Genomic DNA, 19,218 nt, shown 5'->3' with positions numbered 1-19,218 from the left:
AGCTGCGGGTGCACCCAGTCGGGTGAGCCGGCGCTGTCCGGGGTCGATGGGGTGTGCGCCACGGGGATCCTCCTACACGAACGGCAGCGTGGCCGTCGCGATGGTCTCAGAGGCGTCGAGGATCAGATTGCGGTGCTTTTCCTGCAGTGTGGACGTGGCCTCGGCGACGGGCTTGCCGCAGTGGCGGCACTGCGTCTTGAACTGCGGCTGGTCTTCCTCGTCGGGCCAGAAACGGCGCGGCCCCACCTGGGCGCCGGGGTCGTAGACGACCTGCTGATGCGGGGCCTCCTTGAGAATCCGGCCCACGGGATGCAGTTGCGGACATTCGAGTTTCAGCGTGCCAACGCCTTCGTTGTTCGCCATTGGTTGCACCCTCCTTGTCGTGATCGCGCGTCGTCGCGCCTCAATTGTTCCCCCGTCCGGGCGTCAGTGTGGAGATTGCCCCATAGCCGAGCCGGCTCGGTGCTGCGGCCTCAGCGCGGCGGGGGCCGAATAAACCTCGAGGGCAATTCGGCTTTCCCACTTCCGGGATGCGCGACGAAATAGCGCCCGATACGTTACGTCACAATGACGAATGTTAGCGCAATGTTACGCCAATGCTTTTCGCGGGGAGTTTCAATGGACTCGTCTAGTCGTCCGGCAGTTAGCTAACGTTCTGCACGCGAGCCGACGGCCGGAAGGCAATCTCGAACCGCCGTCATAGCACCGAGGCCCGCGATGGGCTCGTCGCGTCGATCCGCGCGGACCCTGATCCCGCTGTACCGCTCCGGCGCACCGCGCTGCGGGCGATCGCCGCAGTTGAACGCGCCGCTGACTGCGATCTCGAGCGATGCCGATACCCAGAGCACTTGTGACGTCTATGCATTGGCTCCCTTACCCTGCGCCGCCGCGCCGAAGTGGTTACGCTCCTGTCATTCCGAACGTCTAATGAGGGGGTAAAGGTCCTGGCAAATTGTGCCGCGAAACCTTATGCAATTTGTGTAAGCACCGGACTCTGCGTGCCTGCACGTGCCGGGAGGTGGGGCGAAGCGGTCCGATCAATAGTGCCAGCATGTGATTAATGAAGTGAGCTTTTTCGATTGGGTCGGGCGTTTTGCCGCCGCTGTACGCCCGCGCCGAGTACCTGTACCGGCGCATGTCGACGCAGATGCGCTCTCGCCGACATCGCACCGCCACGGCGGCCGAGCCCAGCCGGGTCGGACTACCTACCAAGGAGATGGTCATGTCTGTTGTTCCACAGCGCGGCGGCCCAGCGATGCCTGCCGATAACGCCGCCGGCCGCATATCCGGCTACACCACAACGCGATTCGCCGTGCTGCCGGCCAACGCTGACCGAGTGGCCCGCCTTCGCGCGGCCGATTGAGAGGCGGCGGCGATGGACTACGGGGCATTACCACCCGAGGTGAACTCGGCGCGCATGTATGCCGGGGCAGGCTCGGCCTCGCTGCTGGCAGCCGCCGCGGCCTGGGACGGGCTGGCGATGGAGCTGAACAGGGCGGCGGCCTCGTATCAGTCAGCGGTAACCGCGCTGGTCAGCGAGGGATGGCTGGGACCGACATCCTCGTCGATGGCGGCCGCCGTGACGCCGTACACAAGCTGGATGAGCACGACCGGGGCGATGGCCGAGCAAGCCGCCAGTCAGGCGACGGCGGCAGCCAGCGCCTATGAGACCGCATTCGCGATGACGGTGCCGCCGACCGAGGTCACGACCAACCGCAGTCAGCTGGCATTGCTGATCGCGACCAATTTCCTCGGGTTGAACGCGGCGGCGATCGCGGCGAACGAGGCGGAGTACAGCGAGATGTGGGCACAGGATGCGGCGGCCATGTACGGCTATGCCGCCAGCTCGGCCGGCGCCTCAAGGCTGACGTCGTTCAGTCAGGCGCCGCAGATCACCAACCCAGACGCACAGAACGACCAAGCTTCCGCGGTCGCCCAGGCCGCCGGCGCGCCGGCGGCGGCCGGGACGCAGGAAACGCTGAGCCAGCTCACGTCTTCAGTGCCGAATGCGTTGCAGTCGTTGGCCTCGCCGGTGTCGTCCTCGTCCTCGTCGTCGCTGTTGTCGACGACGTCCCTGACCAGCGGGTCCTTGTGGGACTTCCTGGATTCCAACTTCGTCAACGGCATCGTCTCGGGCGGCTACATCAACCCCGCGATCGTCGAACCCGCCGTGACGGCGTCGATGGCCGATATCAACGCCGTGCAGCTCGCCGCGCAGCCCAGCACTCAGGCGCTACCACCCATGGGTTCGGGGTCGGGGAATGCGGGGTGGACGCCGGTGCCCGGCGCGACCGGTGTACCGGCGAGTGATCCCCCGCTGGGCCCCATCGGCGTGCCCAGCACAGAAAGCGGATGGATTTCGGCCGGCACCAACCAGGCCGCAACCATCGGGCGGTTGTCGGTGCCCCAGACCTGGATGGTTGCCGCCCAAGTGGAGAACCATGCCGGAGCCGCGCTGCCCGGCGGCGGCTGGAGCAGTACCAGTATCCCCGCGCCGGAAGCGTCGGCGGTTGGGGCACCGGGAATGCCGGGCATACCGGCGGGCAACAGCGGCGGTCGCAGTTTCGGCACCGGACCGCGCTACGGATTCCAGGTGACCGTCATGCCTCGCCCACCCGCTGCGGGCTGAGCCCGCGACACCTTCCGGCCGGCGACCGCCGGTACGGCTAACCTCAGCCCCATGCCCGCCGACGCCAAGCAGTGGAGCCCGACCCAGGTCCGCATCCTGCGCGCCACCGCCGAGCTCATCGCCAAGCAGGGCTACTCCGCCACCTCCACCCGGGACATCGCGGCGGCCGTCGGCGTCGAGCAGCCGGCGCTCTACAAGCACTTCTCGGCCAAGGGCGACATCTTCGCAGCGATCGTCCGCCTCGCCCTGGAGTGGCCGGTCCAATTAGCCGACGAACTCGCGGCGCTGCCCGTGCCCGCCGCCGTCAAGCTGCATCGCTTCTTGCGGGAATCGCTCAACCACCTGCACGCCTCGCCGGAGGTGGTGGTGTCCGTCATCGCGACCCCGGATTTGTGGCAGGACCGCTTCGCCGCGGAACAGGAGCTTGCCGCGAAGCTCGAGCGGGCGCTCGCCGAGCTGATCGAGACGGCGCAGGCCGAGGGCGACGTGCGTGCCATCAATCCGCTCTCGGCGTCGAGGCTGCTGCAAGCCCTGTTCGACGCGCTGACACCCCAGCTGACGGTCAGCCCGGACGAAATCCTCGAGTTCGGCCTGGTCGCGCTGCTGGCCGAGCCCGCCCGGTTGGCCGAAATCCGTTCTGCGGCAGACGCTTTAAACCTGCAGACGACGCCTCCGATTAACCGCATCTAGCTTCGTCGAGCCCGTTGCCGACGACGTTCGGCCCGCACCTGCGCTGCCCGAAACGACTCCGTTGCGCAAACCTCTTGACATCGGGTTATCAAATGATAACCTCGGTTCAGGTTATCAATCGATAACCACCCGCCATGACCAGGAGACCACTAGCCATGACGCACCTGACGCTGAACGTGGAATACGCCGAGCTGACCGCGCGAGCCCGCGACATCGAGGCCCAGCTGGCGGGGGTCCCGCTCGACAACGCCGACGCGGCGTGCACACTGCAGTTGGTCCGCACCGCGACCGAACAACTCGCGCTGTCCGCCGACAACATGCGGATTTACCTCGCGGCCGGCGACCGGGAGCGCGGACGGCTGGCCCAGTCCCTGCGCGATGCGGCCGACGCCTACCGGGAGACCGACGAACGCGCCGCCGACGCCCTGGACAACGAGACAGCCATCCCGGCGACGACGCCGAAGTCCGCCCGGTACGCCACGGAGCCCGAAATGCTCACCGAGACCGCGTCGACGCCGCGGGTCCCCGTCCCGTACTCCTCGGCCAAAGAGGCCGTGCTGAAGCTCATGAGCGGTGACCAGGGCGCGTCGCTCCTACGGTTCGCCGATGCCTGGACGGCGTACCAGCGCAAGCTGCTGGAAGCCCGCTACCGGTTCCGGCCCTTCACCAGCTGGGACAGCGACGCCCGACTGGTTGCCGAGCAAAACCTGGATCAGCAGCGGAGCTGGCTGGACCACATGGCGACATTGTGCGGCCAGCTGGCCACCCAGGCCCGAAACGTTGTCGCCGCGCACCGCTGGGCGGTCAGCGAGCACCCCACCCTCGAGCAGATCCGACGGCTCGACGAGCGGTGGATAGCGACCCAGGGGCTGCCGGAATGGGAAAGAAACCCGTTGGGAATGGCCGCGCTGCTGCGGTTGTACTCGGAGTGCCAGGCCAAGTCCGAGGCGGTGCTGGCCGAATACGAGCGGCGGGTCGCCCTGGCACCGGTGAGCCCGCCCAGTCCGCCCAACGCCTACAAATGCGTCCCGCCACCGGACACTCAGCCCGAGCCCGGGCCCCTCCCCGGCCCCGGCCCCGGTCTGGACCCCAATCCCCTACCGGACGCTGGCCTGCCCTTTGTCCCGCCCGCACTGCCCAGCATGCCGTTGGGCGGTATGCCGTCGGCATCGAGCGACCCGACGCTGGCGGCGACCATGAGCGCCGCCGATAAGTCGACCGGCCGGCCCTCGGGGCCGGCGCTCAAACCGGCATCGTTCGGGGGTCGCGGGACCGGCGTGCCGTCGATGCCGTTGCAGCCGCACGCGGAGTCCGGGCTCGCCGCGGCGCCCGGGGGCGCGGGCGCGGGTCGCGCGATTCCGATTCCGGCGGCCTACGCGGCGCTCAACGGGGGTGGCGGCGCAGGCATGCCGATGGGCGCCGCCCACGGTCAGGCCGCCGGCAAAGGCAAACGCGCGCAACAGGATGAGTCCGCGCTGTACGTCGAGGACCGGCCCTGGACGGAGGCCGTGATCGGTCGGCGCCGGGTCGCGTAAAGGGGACCAACGCCCACGCCCCGGTCATCGCCTGGGGCATCGGATCCGATGTCGGAACAGGTCAGAACTTGTGGTCCCGGCTGGGATCGAACCAGATTTGTTTGCTGAGATGGTAAGCTCTTGATCAGCGGATTATCCTGTTCCCCAACGCGTTTAGCTGGCATCCCAGTCACAACAGGCGCCAACAACACCCAGCAGTATGCCCGTTAGGGATAGCCCGTGGATAGCCCGGCGATGCCAACCTGCCGGTCACGGCGTTGACTGGCTGGAAATCTAGCAAACTGGATGGTTTAAGAATCGAAAATCAGTGCTTGGACTAGGCGATTGGGCGTCAGTTTCTCGCCCGGTTTCGGAGAGGATCCAAAGATGAACTCGTGCGGCTTGACTGAAATATCAACGTCCACGGTCGATTTCACCGCCTAACCGCCACGGTCCAAAACTTCAGTAATAGCGTTCAATTTGACTGCTTCACTTACGTTTTCGTCGGTTGCTATGTTCAAGAGTTCTCGCGCTATCCGAAAGGTGGTATTTTGCATGCGAACTCGCGCCTTATTTACAACTTGTCTTGCAGCTCCGCCATGGGTCCTGCACACATTCGAGCCGTTGATCGCAGCTGGCAAAGGAATCGCGAGATGTCGCTTCGCCGGCCCGATGCACGCGATCGGCTCCGGCGCCGGAATGACAACAGATCCAGGCGCGGCAAAGGCATCGTGTATTCAGCGATAGCGCGTTACCCTCCGGCGGGTGGGCGTGTTAGCACAGTAAGACGGAACCCGTACTGGGGGATAGTTCGGCCATAATCCCGGTTGGTTGGCGGGCCCATCGGCATGCCGGGCATGCCGGGGGTGCCTTGTGGCGCACCGGCGTTGATCATGGGTGTGGCTCCCAACGGCAGGGCCGTCGGGGTTCTGATCTGGTTCTCGCCTGCCCAACTTGGCGGCACCGACAACGCTCCGACGGTGACGGCTTTGCTTAACCCCGCTGTTGTTGGACCGCCGTTCACAGCGCTGAACATAGTGGCGCTTTCCACCGGTGCCGCCAAGTCCGCACCGAGCTCAGGGACTCCCAGCTCAGCAGCGGTGCCGCTGGCAACGGCCGCATCAGTGGCCGCTTCCTCACCGCTGGCCAACCCGAAAAACGTCGTGATCAAGCTGCTCGGAGTCGCGACAGCTGCGGGGACCGCAGTGTTCCAGAATTGGGCGTTGGGTCCCCATTGTTCCCATAGGTCGTCGAAGGATTCGGGGAAAATTCCACGCGCAAGCTCTTGCAGCGTGTCAGGGATCGCCGACGTCAGTTGGTGTGACGTGATTTGCTCGCCGACGGTCACATCGGCCTGCATGACGGCTGCTGATTGAGCTGCCAACCCGGCCGGGTCCACCGTATCGGGCGGCAGGGTGAACGGAGTGAGCTGGGTGGCCGCCGCTGCCGACGCAGCGTAGCTGTACATCGCTGTCGTGTCCTGGGCCCACATTTGGGCGTATTGGGCTTCGTTGGCGGCGATCGCCGGCGTGTTTTGGCCAAAAATGTTCGTGGTGATGAGCGCGATCAGCTGCGCCCGGTTGGCTGCAACCAATTTGGGTGGCACTGTGGCCACAAACGCGCAGTGATAAGCGCCGGCTGCCGCGGTGGCCTGCGCGGCGGTGGACTCGGCTTGGGCCGCAGCGACGTTCAACCATGTTATGTAGGGTGCTACTGCCGCCGCCATTTTTGCTGATGCTGATCCCCGCCATCCGGTGGATCTGAGCTCGGAGATCAGCCAGCTGTAACTCATTGCCGCCGAATGTAATTCGGCACCGAGTGCCTGCCAGGACGCCGCGGCGGTCAATAGCGGACCTGAACCTGCTCCGGTGTACATGCGGGCAGAGTTGACTTCCGGTGGAAGCATGCCGAAGCTCATCAATGCAGCCATCGTCGCCTACCTCTCATTCAACTTGTTAAATATTTGTGGGGAAGTGGTCCGTCCTGTTATGCCGATCCGCGGCGGCGCTGCCAGGCGGCCGGGCATGCTCGGTGATAGCCGCAGCGACCCGCCGATTTATCCGCGGGTTATTCTCGGCTGAGAATCCTCGCGTGAGTTCTTAACCGGCATGAGGGGGCGGCCCTTCAGAGCCACACGGCCTAGCTTCCCAATGCTTTTCGGAAGACGATCGGCCTACGCCCGAGACGAACTTAGAAGGTTGTCGAGGGAAATTCCGGGCTGCGGCTGGGGAAAGGCAACTGCGGACTCGGATGCGGACTATCGCTCGAAGTCATTGTCGAACCCACCTCCTCGCAGCCAAGACGCACGGGGGCGCCAGAACACGGCAGTGACTGTAGCACCCGAATCAGGGTGAGAGGACCACGCGTTTAGCACCCGCTCCTTGAGAGCCGGCAGAAGCGCGGTTATCGGCACATTCGCAATAACCATGCCGGAACACACGAGTGGATTCATCGAAAACTCATAGAGTTAAAGCCCGTATCCACCCCAACCAGGTCACGTCCAGTGAGGTGGTTAGCAACAGCGGAGGCCCATACCATCTGCTCGGGGTATCGATACGGCGCACGGATGAGCTCGTCCCGGCGCTGGTCAAGCCTGGCTGGGGAAATACGATCCGCGCCACAGCTTGGGGATCGCAACATCCAATGGCATTGCGTGAGTGTCGAATTGGCGGCGATGACAGTCATTGCGTTGTTTTAGTGCGTTCGGCGCTGCGTTGGCCACGTTCGGCGCAGCAGGGGTCGGCTGCGCCCATCAGCGTGTGGATGAACTTCGCTAGCCGTTCACGGCGTTAGGCAGCAGCAGTGATCGCGTCGAGCAACTCTGGACGGTCTCTGGAAGAACAGCGAAAGTACCTCCATTCATTCGGCATTCATTCGGCTGCGGCACGCCAGGCACCCTGATTAGACCCGACTCATACACAACACTTCTGGACGCGCTCCGAGTCCCTCGCATATGATCGCCGGGCGCTTGTTGGCTATGCGTGTTACCCCCTGCCCTGGGGCTGGCCTGGCCGATGGTGCGTGACTGCTGATGGGTCTTCGTATTGGCTTGAGCTGCTCACGGATTGCGCAACAAGGAAAATTCCTTCGCGAGCGGATGGGGTTGTCATGAGTGAGGGGTATGTCGTAGCTGTTGGCACCGAGGTGACGCAGCAGCGCGGTATCGAGCGCATCTTTGGGCTCGGCCTCGGTGGCTGGACCAGGCGAGTCGAATGACGGGTGGTGTTTTCGATAAGCCCGCGCCTCCCATCGCTAAACGTGTGCCGACACGGCGCGAACACCATGGGGACGTGTTCATGGACCCGTACGAGTGGTTGCGAGACAAGGGCGATCCTGAGGTGCTCGCCCATCTCAAGGCAGAGAACGTCTACCTTGATCACGCCACGGCACACCTGGAATCATTGCGACAGAAGATCTTCGATGAGATCAAGGCACGCACCAAAGAAACCGATCTATCGGTGCCCGCCCGACAGGGCGACTGGTGGTATTACACGCGTACCTACGAGGGAAAACAGTACCGCGCACATTGCCGTTGTCCTGTAACCGATCCCGACGACTGGAGTCCCCCCGCATTGGGTGAAGGCATCGCGCTCCCAGGTGAGCAGATCTTGCTCGACTGTAATGATGAAGCGCAGGGCTGTGAGTTCTTCGCACTGGGCGCTGTGGCGGTGAGCCTCGACGGTAATTTACTGGCATATTCGGTCGATACAATCGGCGACGAACGCTACCTGCTTCGCTTCAAGGATTTACGCTCTGGCGAGCGCTATCCCAACGAAATCGCCGATCTCGGTCTGGACATTGCGTGGGCGGCCGACAACCAGACCGTGTACTACCTGACGCTGGACGCGGCCCAACGACCCGACAAGGTGTGGCGGTACCTTGTGGGCTCCGAGGGGACCTCGGAGCTTGTGTATCACGAAGCGGATGAAAAGTTCTGGCTTGAGCTAAACCTCACGCGCAGTGGGCGGTACGTGTTCATCTCGTCGGCGTCGTCTATCACCTCTGAAGTCCGCTATGCGGATGCCGCCGATCCGCAATCGTGCCTTACGGTTGTGCTGGCTCGCCGCGAAGGAATCCAGTACTCAGTGGAGCACGCGGTCGTCGGCGGGCAGGATCGGTTCTTGATCCTGCACAACGACGGCGCGGTGAATTTCATGCTCAGCGAAGCTCCGGTCTTTGATCCGACGTCCCAACGCACCCTTATCGCGCACCGCGACGATGTCCGACTCGACGCGGTCAACGCCTTCGCAGGGCACCTTGTAGTCAGTTATCGGCGGCAGGCGTTGCCACGCCTACAGGTGTGGCGCATCAACTCTGACGGAACTTACGATCCGCAAAAAGAGATCTCGTTTGGCTCCGAGCTGTTGTCGGCATGTTTGCATAACAATCCGAACTGGTCTGCGCCCACGGTCCGGATCAAGGCTGGCTCCTTTACTATTCCGGCGCGCATCTACGATGTCGACGTTGCTAACAGTGAGCGGGTCCTGCTGCGCGAGAAGTCGGTTCTTGGGGGTTACCGATCCGCTGACTATGTTGAACGGCGGGACTGGGCCGTTGCCGACGACGGGACACGCATCCCGGTGTCCGCTGTTCACGGTGTCGATGTCAAATTCCCCGCTCCAACACTGCTTTTCGGCTACGGTGCTTATGAGGCGTGCCACGATCCGACCTTTTCCGCCGCCCTGTTGTCGCTACTGGACCGCGGCGTGGTGTTCGCGATCGCCCACGTCCGCGGCGGCGGGGAAATGGGTCGGATGTGGTACGAGCACGGCAAAATCTTCGAGAAGAAGAACACTTTCACCGACTTTGTTGCGGTGGCAAGGCACCTGACCGACAAGGGAATTACCCGCCCGGGTCAGCTGGTAGCAATGGGTGCAAGCGCGGGTGGTCTGTTGGTAGGCGCGGTGGCAAATATGGCGCCAGACCTCTTTGCCGGTATTCTGGCGGAGGTTCCGTTTGTCGATCCGCTGACGACTGCGCTGAATCCATCCTTCCCGCTGACTGTCACTGAATGGGAAGAGTGGGGAAATCCGCTCAGCGACAGGGATGTTTATTGGTATATGAAGTCCTATTCCCCATATGAAAATGTTGCGGCCAAACGCTACCCTGCCGTACTCGCGACAACATCACTGCAAGATACCAGGGTTTACTATGTGGAACCAGCGAAATGGGTTGCAGCGCTTCGACATGCCAACACGAGCGGCTGTCCCATCTTCTTGAAGACGCAAGTCAATGCCGGACATTTCGGACTCAGTGGCCGCTACGAGGCGTGGAAGGAACTCGCATTCAATTGCGCATGGGTGTTAGCCACTGCCGATCCGGACCGTTTCGGTGGTGGCTAGGAGATCGTCGCGACGGAGGTCGGCTGGAGTTGCCACTTCGCCCACTCGCCCTGGTCCGTACCCAGCGTTCCACCCGAGGTTTACTGGCCCACTTCACAGGCGGCGCATTATGTTTCACACCCGGTAAGGGACCCGCGTGGTACTGCCGCATCGCCACGGCCGCGAGCACCCAGCCGACGACCGCCAGCACCGCCACCACGGCCCAGTGCCGCAGCTCCTGGCGGGCACCCAGCAGCGGGGCGCGAACGATGTCGAGGTAGTGCAGCAGCGGGTTGAGCTCGACGATGCTCGACCATCGTCCGATCCCCTGCTGCCGCAAGGTGTCGTCATTCCAAATGACCGGCGTGATAAAGAACAACAGCCGCACCACCGAGAACAGCAGCGGACCGATGTCGCGGTAGCGGGTGGCCAGGATGCCGAAACACAGTTACCTCTGACACCCAAATGGGCGGCTATTTCCCGGTCTTTCCCGTTATTGGGGCCGAGCGCAGACCACCGACCGCAGTTTGTGGCCAGCTCGCGGCCAAGCCAGGGTGCAGCGCCAGGTGCTCCCGTCGGCAACCGGCACCCAGGCCAGCTCGGCACTGTCGGCGCTACCGGCCAGGGTGGGTGTGGTGTGGGTGGCGGCAAGCACGGTCGTGTACGTCCACTCGGTGCCCGCTGGGCGCGAGGTCACCACAGAGCCGGTCACAGAGATGACAGTCGGGTCGAGGCCGGTTTCTTCGTGCGCCTCGCGGATGGCGGCCTGTACGGCGCTCTCTGGGCTGTCTCGCGCCCCGGCTCATATACCCCAGGTGCCGCCGTGATGCGTCCAGACCGCTCGACGTTGCAGCAACACGGCCGGTTGCCTCATCGGGGCCGGCAGCGGCCAGCAACAGCCCCGCAACGCCGTACCGGCCGAACAACCGCTCGCCGTCAACGGCTCTCACCCACCCGTGACCGTCGCCATGCATCACAACCCCTGCGGTTTTCACGACGATATCAAGCTCTGCGACGTCGTATTTGAATAATCTTCGCCCTAGACGGTGGACCGGGATTATTTTCTTATGGACGTAGCTGCGGAGTGCAGTTTGCGACACCCCAAGGTATTTCGCGGCTTGCGCGGTTGACAAAAAACGAGAAATCTCGGTGGAATTGGACACAGTGAAAGCACCCCTTGAAAAATATCTAGAACGATTTTGTTTGATAGGAGTGCGTTTTATGCCATCTCGCCCACGGTCCCATTTCTGGTGTCCACCCTAGCCGTCTTGGGGCCTAAAAACCACTGTTGTCACTTGTTGTGGCGACCACCAAGGCAGTGGGGTGTTGGACGCAGCCAGCAAACTCTCCCGGCGAGACCGGATAGCCCATGGATAGCCCGGCGCTAATTGACGTGCTGGTAAAAATACCCTCTGAACTGGGAAAATAGGTTGTGGTCCCGGCTGGGATCGAACCAGCGACCTTCCGCGTGTGAAGCGGACGCTCTTCCACTGAGCCACGGGACCGGCGCCGAGAGGCGAACGACGTCGAAGAGTAGCACGAATTGGGTGTCACAGATCCCGCCCCATGCGTCCCGCCGGTCACGCGCTAGCCTAGACACGGTCGGCATGGAGAGATTTGTGTGGGCCCGCTTTCGTGGACTATCGTCGTGCTTCGCACCGGGCGACGATCTCGTCCGTGGCGCGCGGATGTAGCGCAGTTGGTAGCGCATCACCTTGCCAAGGTGAGGGTCGCGGGTTCGAATCCCGTCATCCGCTCGAAGGTGCTAGAGGCATCAACCCCAGCGGTGGAGTGGCCGAGTGGTGAGGCAACGGCCTGCAAAGCCGTGCACACGGGTTCGATTCCCGTCTCCACCTCCGTTTTTTGCTCCCGGCGCGATTAGCTCAGCGGGAGAGCGCTTCCCTGACACGGAAGAGGTCACTGGTTCAATCCCAGTATCGCGCACCAGCTTAACAGCAGGTCAAGATATATATCTAGATTATCTAGCTAGGGCTTGCACCACATGCGCACCACATAGCCGACTGGCTAGGGGCATGTTTGCCCACAGGTGGACGCAAGCGGCCTGAGCGCACTTTCCCGACACGATGGGAAAGGAAGCACAGCAAATGACGAATATCCCCCTCCCCGCTGGCCACACCAAGCTCCACGACTGGGAGAACGAACCGGGCCAGCGTTACTTCGACGGAAGTACGTGGCTCGTGCAGGAACCCGTCCCCGGCGCCAACGAATACGAAGACATCGGCGTAAAGATCTGGGGGCGCCAGTGGCACGGCGGGGTCGAGCGTTGTATCAGCATCGAGAACAGCGGGGTGATCACCGTCGCGCAGGCCCGCGAATTGGCTGAGGTTCTTTACGCTGCGGCCGACGAAGCCGAGCGCATGAACGAGCTGGACTTGTCGGCGCCCGGTGGGACAGTGACACCATGAAAACGCTCATGTGCGCTGCGATTATCGCCCTAATGAGTTTGGGCGTGTACACCGCTTCAGTCGCTAACGCGGACACGGATAGCGACTTCCTGAACGGGCTCGCCGCAATGGGAATCACGTACCCCGACACCCCCGCGACCATCAACCGCGGGCATCTCGTTTGCAAGGCTCTCACCACTGGCGGTTTCACCTACGCCGAGACCGTCTACGGGATGGCCAGAAACTCGGGCTCGACGGTGAGCGCAGAAAACGCCTTCGCCGCAGTGTCCGTGGGGTTTTACTGTCCCGCACAGGAGGGTCTGATTGCGCCAGCGCAGTCCCAGTTCCCCCCTGATTCGCGGCTCACGGTGACGCCACCGGGTGGCTAGCTAGCCCGCGAACCCAACGTCAGGCAGCGGCCCCGTCTCTTGGAGGGGTCGCTGTTCGTTGTCGCACAACCAGATACCGATACCGCGCGTCGGGTCAGGAGGTGGAAAGTCACCGTAGATTCCGTCCATGTCGCCCTGCTGTACGAGACGGTGCTCGTGGTCCGCGTTATGGACTAGACGGGTGATTCTTGCGGCCCTAGCGTCACGCTGGGCGATCTCGGCGGCCCACCACTTAGCGGACAGCCATCCGACCAGTTTGTAGACCGCGTACAAGCCCGCAATGCCAAGCACTAACGGCCAATACGTCACGACTGCGACCGTCAAAACCATCAGCAGGAACCACTGCATAAAGATGATTGTACGGCGAAAGCAGCGCCAGGGTAAGGGTTTAACCCCCACCCTGGCGCTGCTCACTCACAAACCAAAAGGGAGAATGGTTCCAGCCCCGGCGTGTTGCCACACCGTACCGCCGGTCACCCGGCGTAAATCCCGGCAACGATGGCGGGAAACCTATTGCGCCTTAACCCTGTAACGGTCCATCACGGTCAACTCCGAAAGAGTCCAGTTAAAAACCGCCTGGTCGTACTGAGTCATGAACGGCCCCATCGATTCAGATCGGATGCCGTTAGGGTTCTTCAGCATTCGCGCGGTAGCCGTCATGATGACGGCCTTCAAATCGTCGGCGGGTGTGCCGTCTGTGAAACCCCGTCCGCGTGTGTAGGACGACACCATGGACCCCACGACCGACAGCACCGAGTTCAACTGCGCCAGATTATCGCCCGAATAGGTTTCCTTGGCGAATTGCTGGTAGTCCGAAGCCGGTATCGGGCTGGGCATTAGCTGGCTTCAGTCAGCACCGTCACCGCGTGCGGCTGAAGCAGTGTCACGTCCATCCGCAGCGTCACGCGGATAGCCACGGTGTCGTAGTTCGCCAACGTCTGATCGGCGATGAACACGCTGGCGTCGGTGTCGCGGACAACGGCAACCTTGCTGAAGTCGACCAGGGCTACGCGGGCTTTACTCGACACGTCCGGAATGTGGTCGGTGATGATGACCGGCAATCCGAGCAACCGGAACGCGGTGCCATCTTGAATCGAGCCGTTCGGGTCGAAGATGTAACGCTTGTCGTCGGTACCAACCTTCAGCTTGCGTAGCGCCGAGAAGCTGGCCGAGGTCATCACCAGATGCGTTGGGCTGACCTTGTTTCCCTGGGCGGTCGCCAGTCCGTCGATAAGCGAATCTGCGTCGGTCAGGTCAAGCGTGCCGGTAGCGATTCCCGACTCCTGAAGGATGCCCTTAATTGTGTTGCTTGTCCCGGCCCCATCCCACAAAGCGGTGTCCAGTGCATGGGAGACATCGGTGAGAAGTCGGGTTTGCAGAATGGCGTTCAGCCCGTCAACGGCGCTTGTTCGCAGAAGCTCGTTGGATACGGGCAGCCACACCTTGATCGACTTCAGGGTCGAAGGCAGCGCATCAACCTCGTCGAAAGTGACTGACCCATCGGAGATCAAGTTCCCCTCTGCCACGAATCCGGCCGAAGTTCCGGCGGTGATGCGCGGAATACGCACGGGCTTGTTTGAGTCGATGATGATCGGGCCGGCCGCTAGGAACGTGCTGGCCTGTTCCAACGGTTGCACAACAAGCTGCTGTACGACCGAGGCAAGCAACGCTGAATTGCCCGACGTTGTTTCGATAGACATTATTGAGTTGTTTTCCTCTATTAAGTTGTGTGTTCAGCCGTTCGCCGGGAACGGATTATGTTGCGCGCCTGGCGCTTAGCGTTCTCCCCGCAACAAACCGATCAGGTTGACCTTCGCGGCTGCCTCACCGCGCCTGCCCTGGCCGATATCGCCAGTTACGTTGCGGGCCTTCAGGTGCGGCTTGTCGTCCAGCAGCGCGGCGATCGCGCCCCGAAGCTCGGTCTCGCTGTCGAGCCAGTTGGCGTCAAAAGGTAGGTCCCTTGGATCGGCCAGAAGACCGGTAGCGGCCACGCGGGCAGCGAACAACTGGCGAGCCAGCTCGTCGGATCGACCCTCGGCAGTCTTTGCCTTATCGCGGTATCCAGCAGACTCTTTGCGGAGTCGTTCGACGTAATCGCGCGGGAACTGATCGGCATCGTCAGATGCGGCATTTGTCGCACCTGCGGTGTCGTCAGGTGTCTCATCTTGCGACACCTGACGGTCGGTGGCAGCGTCGGGCTGCACGTCCTCACTCATTAGTTTCCTTCGTTAGCTAGTTGCACGCGTGGATCGTTGGTTGCCGTGTAGTGCCCTATCGGGTCTTCCGATAGAAGCTCGGCACGCTTGTCTAGAAGTTCCTGTTTGATTTGGTCTGCGCTGAATCCCAAGCGGCGCAGCGTGCCAGCGCGGGAGAGGATTCCGGCCTGATACAGCTTCGTGGCGGCGTCCGCCTCTTGGCTTTCGCTGCGGGTGTCTGCCGGTGCCCATTGGACTTGCACGTCCACGTCAGCCGGGTCGGTGCCGTCGCGGACAGCAACCATCAAGCGCGCCACCTGTTCCCAGGCTCGTCCGAAATTCTTTTGGCGGGCTTCGGCCCTCGCAGTAAGAGATGCCTCGGAACCGCGGATAGCGTCGGCGCTAGCCGGGTTGTCGGTCATGATGCCGAGAAAATGACCGGGAAGCGCTGAGACTGCCATGATTTGACCGAGAAGCACGTTCACGGCGTTCTCGTAGCCAGTCAGGTCGGCGGCGTCGAGCTGGCCGAACTTGGCGTTTTCGTTCTCGCTGATCATCGCCCGGTTGCTTTCCGGGATCGGATTGACAGCAACGGTCTCGCCGGTTGGGTTGCCCTCGTCGTCAAGAACCGGCTCCTCGACAAGCTGGACGCCGATTGCGAATCTCCTTGGACGAGCGGAGAACTCAGCAGTGACGAGCATGTCCGTCAGAAGCTTGTTAAGGCCATCCACAAGCGGGATCAGGTCGTGAATCTCGCTATACCCGTAGTCATACAGATATCCGAGATCCGGACCGACACCATCCAACAAGACGCTGTTCGTGAGGGGTATCACCGGCACAACGCCAAGCGGGTTGTCGATTTCGCTAACGAGGTCTAATGCCGCGCCAGCCGCAGCAGCCTGGTCGGCGTACCAAGTCTCAATGTGGTCGGGGTAGTAGGCCACTGCCCAGGTCTCGGCTTTGCCGCCGATATTGCTGTGCCAGCGCTTCACCGCCCGAAGCACCTTGCGTGAACCGGGATCACGAATCACCGCAACCTGTTTCGGGCTTTCTATGCTTACCTGCGGCTTGCCCGACCGGCCCCACACGATCACGTAGGAACTGCCGAACGTCAGGGCCTCCTGGTGGGCAATGTCCGACTGTTGATCAAGGTCATTCGCCAGCCAGTCACGCCAGACATCCGCCCCGGTAAAGCCACTCACCCGCAGACGCTCAGTCAACGAAGTCACAGCCAGACGCGGGATATTGGACGCCATGCGCCCGAAGCGATCCAACGCAGTACGTTGATCGGGACTCAGGAACGCCAAGGCCTGCGTGCCAGTGAAATAGCGCTCAAGCTCGGCAATCCGGAACTGCGGACGGTCTAGGCGCATCAGCAGTTCGATTAAAAGATCACTACTCGTATTCAGTTTTGAAGTCCTTAGATTAGGCGCGGAAACTCGCATACCGCTTAGGCTTCGGCTTGTTCATCGCCAGCCACGTTGAGCGGCTGTGTCCCATCACGGCGCAGATTGCGGCGTCGATTTGGCCGGCGTGACGGGATCGCGTGGCCTTCACCATCCGCGCCCCGCGGTTGTCCTCGTGCAGCACCGCGTTCGCCAGATGCGCTGCCAACGTCACATTCCCGCTATGACTAAGCCCGTCATTGACACACGCAGTCAAGAAATCGGCCGTGGCTGCACACATGCGGGACGGTGCCTGCGGGAACTCCAGACAAGGCAAGCCGTCCTCTTTCAGTACCTCTAGGGAGCGTTGCCAGCGGTACGGGTCGGCGGCAATCTCCAACACTTTCCAGCGTTGGCAGGCATCGCGGATCTCTTGCTCCACTTGCAAGACTGGTACGCGCCAGTCGGTTTGCGCATATTCCGGCCGCTGCCACACACCAACAACATCCATGTGCGGGGTAGCGCTGACAGTGCTCGCAAGGATCACCGTGCAGTCGGTGCCGCTATAGGAGCCGTCGAAGCTCAACACAACCTCAGCACCATCAGGGATGCTTTGATCCGTGCTCAGCGAGTCCCACAAACCCGGCGGCAAAGCCGGCTCATCGTTGCCGGTGACGTGCTGACACAACCGAGCCCGTCTGAAAGCCTGTTCCGACATCTTGGGCGGCAGCAGCGCCCGCATAGCGTCGCGGTGAAGAAAGTCATCCAGCGCCGGGTTGGCCAGCCCCCAGCAATGCAGGCAGTCAGGCGGATGGTCCTCAAACCCGGCCGCGGAATGCTCCCGGTAAACCTGGCTCGTGTCCTCAGGACACGCCAGCGAGTAGGCCCGCAGATTGGCGAGCACGTTCTCCTCCGTAGGCCCAGGCGTGCCAATCCCGATCAGCGTCGAACGCTCCCGCTTACCTTGAGCGAGTGCAAGCACCTCCCAGGTTTCCTGGTTGATACGGCCGATCTCGTCAGCAATCGCCAGCGTGTAATCCAAGCCCTCTAGGGATGCCGGCGAAGCGGGAAGCACCACAAACGACGCACCCCGCGACGGCACCAAAAGCCGGTTCTGAAACGTCTGCACCCGGCTCGCCAAGTCAGGGTGAAGCTCCACCATGCGGGTAGCGATACCGCCCACGATCCCGGCCTGCCGCTCGTCCACCGCCGCGACGACGACCGTGGCACCCTCCCCGCCGAGCATCAGCTCGTAGAGGCCCAGCGCGGCCACCAGCGTGCTCTTGCCTTGGCCTCGTGGCAGGCACCACCCAGCAATACGCGGCTGCGGATCGGCGTCCAAGACGCTCCCCGCAAGCTCCCGCTGCCACTGTCGAAGCTTGAGCGGCTTGCGTGCACCCTTGCCCTTTGGAACGCGGATATAGCGCTCGCAAAAAGCCGCGAATCGGGCCGACCCGCTTGAGCGCGGACGCCACGGCAACATACTGTCATCGACTGACCCTTTAGGGCCTGCCCGCATGATTGACTCCTTAAATGCTCGCTGAAATCGCAGAGTGGGCGACAATCATCGGGGTACCTCTCATGTTCGCTGGGGTGGCCGTCCCCTTTGCTGTCGCGGTGGGCGGTCGTCAGCGCGACCTACGTCAGCGACTGCGGCAAACCGCGTACCCGCTATTCCAAGCGTGCGATTTATACCTCAAGGGCGACCGCTACGCGATAACAGAGGGACACGCGCGAGACGCGGCCGACAAGCTGCGGATAATCTCTAAGCGAGATGGTCTCAAGGCGCCAAATCAGGTAATGATTGGTCAGCTAATAGACATATTATTGGACATCGCTGCTCGCTTCGGCCTGAATCAATCCTTGCCCGGATTTGGGCTGCATCACGAACTACGGGCAGAATTCTTGCAAAATAATGCCCGGTGGTTAGAAGCGGAGATTCTCACGGCCGCGGCTCAAGCCGCAACCTTGATCCGGTCGGCAAATGCAATCGATAACGGCAACTACTGGGTCTACTTAAAATGCAAACGGTTCGGCATGCAACGTTGGAAATACATTCGCCTACCCAGATTGGGACGCAGGCGCAAAGAGTAATCGCCCCTGCGCTGTGCTGATCGAGCGGACAGCGCCTCGGGTGCGGGCTTCCCCCCAGGTTTGCCTGCGCTTTCCTCTGGCATTCCTGCGGCCAATCGCTTAGCATTTCTTGCATGACTACGCGGGGAATCCTTTTTGCGCTCGCCGTGTTCTTTGGCATTCACGCTGCCGTCCACGCGCACGCCGAGCAAGCCGAGATCCAAACCCAATCCACCAGTGTTCACGCCCACTAATCCACAAATAGCGATTACTGGCCTCTCAGCTTAATTCTAAGCCACTTTTATGCTGCCCAAGGTAAAAGGATAGGGTACGCTGTTTTCGTGCCGCTATGGCAAGCTCAACGGCCTTTCTCTCCGCATCGCTGCAATTGTCAGCACGCCGGCCATTACACGGACGGCAACGCACAGTGACATTCAACTCGTCAAAGGCCAGATCCGGCCTCTCAGCAATCGGGATGATGTGATCACCACACAAATCCTCGGTAGCTCCGCAATCCAGACAGAACGGCTGCGCCTTGCGCACCTTTGCGCTGAGCCGCTTCCACCGTCCCGTGTTGGTGTGCGGGTGATCCTTCGGCCTATTGCGCGGCTTAGTTG

General features: G+C 62.1%; 18 protein-coding genes, 4 tRNA genes and 3 pseudogenes. 12 read left to right on the top strand and 13 right to left on the bottom strand.

The window, feature by feature from the left end; translation table 11 throughout:
- Positions 1-72: 72 nt before the first annotated feature.
- On the bottom strand, positions 73-363 hold the full coding sequence (locus tag MSG_RS09455) for a hypothetical protein (protein WP_096439062.1): 291 nt from the start codon (positions 361-363) through the stop codon (positions 73-75).
- An 859-nt stretch (positions 364-1,222) separates the two neighbouring features.
- Between MSG_RS09455 and MSG_RS25155 the strand changes: the two genes are divergently transcribed.
- From MSG_RS25155 to espB, 4 genes are all read left to right on the top strand, one after another.
- Entirely contained in the window at positions 1,223-1,363 is a 141-nt protein-coding gene (locus MSG_RS25155; protein WP_162899182.1) for a hypothetical protein, read from the top strand.
- Positions 1,364-1,375: 12 nt separating this feature from the next.
- Positions 1,376-2,629 carry a PPE family protein gene (locus tag MSG_RS09445; protein WP_096439058.1) on the top strand — a complete coding sequence of 418 codons (1,254 nt, stop codon included), beginning with the start codon at positions 1,376-1,378 and terminating at the stop codon, positions 2,627-2,629.
- Positions 2,630-2,680: 51 nt separating this feature from the next.
- On the top strand, positions 2,681-3,319 hold the full coding sequence (locus MSG_RS09440; RefSeq protein WP_096439056.1) for a TetR/AcrR family transcriptional regulator: 639 nt from the start codon (positions 2,681-2,683) through the stop codon (positions 3,317-3,319).
- Between the two features lie 155 nt (positions 3,320-3,474).
- Positions 3,475-4,854 (top strand): EspB family ESX-1 secretion system-associated protein, encoded by a 1,380-nt coding sequence (espB, locus tag MSG_RS09435; RefSeq protein WP_096439054.1) that lies wholly within the window; start codon positions 3,475-3,477, stop codon positions 4,852-4,854.
- 730 nt (positions 4,855-5,584) lie between these two features.
- Here espB and MSG_RS09430 read toward each other — a convergent pair.
- Positions 5,585-6,751 carry a PPE family protein gene (locus MSG_RS09430; protein ID WP_096444284.1) on the bottom strand — a complete coding sequence of 389 codons (1,167 nt, stop codon included), beginning with the start codon at positions 6,749-6,751 and terminating at the stop codon, positions 5,585-5,587.
- Between MSG_RS09430 and MSG_RS25150 the strand changes: the two genes are divergently transcribed.
- Entirely contained in the window at positions 6,738-6,914 is a 177-nt protein-coding gene (locus MSG_RS25150) for a hypothetical protein (protein WP_162899111.1), read from the top strand. The two genes, MSG_RS09430 and MSG_RS25150, sit on opposite strands and share 14 nt — an antisense overlap.
- Positions 6,915-7,432: 518 nt before the next feature.
- Here MSG_RS25150 and MSG_RS25545 read toward each other — a convergent pair.
- Positions 7,433-7,619, bottom strand: a pseudogene (locus tag MSG_RS25545) (transposase); the annotation flags it as partial.
- Between the two features lie 426 nt (positions 7,620-8,045).
- Here MSG_RS25545 and MSG_RS09425 point away from each other — a divergent pair.
- Complete coding sequence (locus tag MSG_RS09425) at positions 8,046-10,175, top strand: S9 family peptidase (RefSeq protein WP_096439052.1); 2,130 nt, start codon at positions 8,046-8,048, stop codon at positions 10,173-10,175.
- A 114-nt stretch (positions 10,176-10,289) separates the two neighbouring features.
- On the opposite strand, the pseudogene MSG_RS09420 reads toward MSG_RS09425, so the two are convergent.
- From MSG_RS09420 to MSG_RS09405, 4 genes and pseudogenes are all read right to left on the bottom strand, one after another.
- Positions 10,290-10,602: pseudogene (locus MSG_RS09420) on the bottom strand (ABC transporter permease); the annotation flags it as partial.
- A 45-nt stretch (positions 10,603-10,647) separates the two neighbouring features.
- Positions 10,648-10,914, bottom strand: coding sequence for an NUDIX hydrolase (locus tag MSG_RS26005; RefSeq protein WP_308737746.1), 267 nt, complete (start codon positions 10,912-10,914; stop codon positions 10,648-10,650).
- Positions 10,915-11,179: 265 nt separating this feature from the next.
- A pseudogene (locus MSG_RS26120) lies at positions 11,180-11,317 on the bottom strand (helix-turn-helix domain-containing protein); the annotation flags it as partial.
- 270 nt (positions 11,318-11,587) lie between these two features.
- Positions 11,588-11,659 (bottom strand) — tRNA-Val (locus MSG_RS09405).
- Positions 11,660-11,838: 179 nt separating this feature from the next.
- Between MSG_RS09405 and MSG_RS09400 the strand changes: the two genes are divergently transcribed.
- The 5 genes from MSG_RS09400 (at position 11,839) to MSG_RS09380 (ending at position 12,948) form a co-directional block, all read left to right on the top strand.
- Positions 11,839-11,911: transfer RNA gene (locus MSG_RS09400), tRNA-Gly, on the top strand.
- Positions 11,912-11,939: 28 nt separating this feature from the next.
- Positions 11,940-12,010: transfer RNA gene (locus MSG_RS09395), tRNA-Cys, on the top strand.
- 16 nt (positions 12,011-12,026) lie between these two features.
- Positions 12,027-12,101: transfer RNA gene (locus tag MSG_RS09390), tRNA-Val, on the top strand.
- 158 nt (positions 12,102-12,259) lie between these two features.
- Positions 12,260-12,580, top strand: coding sequence for a hypothetical protein (locus MSG_RS09385; protein ID WP_142404451.1), 321 nt, complete (start codon positions 12,260-12,262; stop codon positions 12,578-12,580).
- Positions 12,577-12,948, top strand: a complete 372-nt coding sequence (locus MSG_RS09380; RefSeq protein ID WP_096439048.1) for a DUF732 domain-containing protein — start codon at positions 12,577-12,579, stop codon at positions 12,946-12,948. Before MSG_RS09385 ends, MSG_RS09380 begins: the two co-directional genes overlap by 4 nt.
- On the opposite strand, the gene MSG_RS09375 is transcribed toward MSG_RS09380, so the two are convergent.
- From MSG_RS09375 to MSG_RS09350, 6 genes are all read right to left on the bottom strand, one after another.
- Entirely contained in the window at positions 12,949-13,296 is a 348-nt protein-coding gene (locus tag MSG_RS09375) for a hypothetical protein (protein WP_096439046.1), read from the bottom strand. It lies immediately after the preceding gene.
- Positions 13,297-13,458: 162 nt separating this feature from the next.
- The gene (locus tag MSG_RS09370; protein WP_096439044.1) at positions 13,459-13,785 is read right to left on the bottom strand and encodes a hypothetical protein; all 327 of its coding nucleotides are present in this window, start codon (positions 13,783-13,785) and stop codon (positions 13,459-13,461) included.
- The gene (locus MSG_RS09365) at positions 13,785-14,648 is read right to left on the bottom strand and encodes a phage major capsid protein (protein ID WP_096439042.1); all 864 of its coding nucleotides are present in this window, start codon (positions 14,646-14,648) and stop codon (positions 13,785-13,787) included. Before MSG_RS09365 ends, MSG_RS09370 begins: the two co-directional genes overlap by 1 nt.
- A 75-nt stretch (positions 14,649-14,723) precedes the next feature.
- Positions 14,724-15,164, bottom strand: a complete 441-nt coding sequence (locus MSG_RS09360; RefSeq protein ID WP_096439040.1) for a hypothetical protein — start codon at positions 15,162-15,164, stop codon at positions 14,724-14,726.
- On the bottom strand, positions 15,164-16,588 hold the full coding sequence (locus tag MSG_RS09355) for a phage portal protein (RefSeq protein WP_096439038.1): 1,425 nt from the start codon (positions 16,586-16,588) through the stop codon (positions 15,164-15,166). Before MSG_RS09355 ends, MSG_RS09360 begins: the two co-directional genes overlap by 1 nt.
- Complete coding sequence (locus tag MSG_RS09350; RefSeq protein WP_096439036.1) at positions 16,569-18,047, bottom strand: terminase large subunit domain-containing protein; 1,479 nt, start codon at positions 18,045-18,047, stop codon at positions 16,569-16,571. Before MSG_RS09350 ends, MSG_RS09355 begins: the two co-directional genes overlap by 20 nt.
- 14 nt (positions 18,048-18,061) lie before the next feature.
- On the opposite strand from MSG_RS09350, the gene MSG_RS09345 reads away from it, so the two are divergent.
- On the top strand, positions 18,062-18,622 hold the full coding sequence (locus MSG_RS09345) for a hypothetical protein (protein ID WP_096439034.1): 561 nt from the start codon (positions 18,062-18,064) through the stop codon (positions 18,620-18,622).
- Positions 18,623-19,218: the final 596 nt, after the last annotated feature.

Origin of the sequence: Mycobacterium shigaense (genome assembly GCF_002356315.1) — a bacterium.
Taxonomy (GTDB): Bacteria; Actinomycetota; Actinomycetes; order Mycobacteriales; family Mycobacteriaceae; genus Mycobacterium; species Mycobacterium shigaense.
Note: the sequence above shows the minus strand (reverse complement) of the source record. Positions and strands in the feature narration are given on the sequence as shown.